This window comes from Vibrio genomosp. F10 str. 9ZD137 (assembly GCF_049974785.1).
In the GTDB taxonomy this organism is placed as follows: Bacteria; Pseudomonadota; Gammaproteobacteria; order Enterobacterales; family Vibrionaceae; genus Vibrio.
In genome coordinates this window covers 2,935-3,245 of record NZ_JBNGCJ010000094.1, presented here as the reverse complement: position 1 = coordinate 3,245, position 311 = coordinate 2,935, and the positions used below count along the sequence as shown (strand labels likewise).

Genomic DNA, 311 nt, shown 5'->3' with positions numbered 1-311 from the left:
CGAATCCCTCTTCACCGACCACTATTTCAATAATCGCTTTAGCGGTTATACAAAAAATTAGTGGTGGCTATAGCTCAGTTGGTAGAGCCCTGGATTGTGATTCCGGTGGTCGCGAGTTCGAATCTCGTTAGCCACCCCATTATTTAGGTAGTTTAGTTTACTGAGTAAAAAAGCTTCCTGTTTTGATTCAAGCTACACCCTAAGAATCGAGACAAAATTCGCCAATGAATAGCGTATTTTAGCGCATCATGGCTCTTGGAATAAGTGGATTGGGGATTTTCCTCATAAAGCCAACCAAGTAAAAAAATACA

1 tRNA gene is annotated in these 311 nt (G+C 40.8%); it reads left to right on the top strand.

Annotated elements, in window-relative coordinates:
* Positions 1–63: 63 nt before the first annotated feature.
* Positions 64–139 (top strand) — tRNA-His (locus tag ACP45E_RS01140).
* Positions 140–311 lie beyond the last annotated feature (172 nt).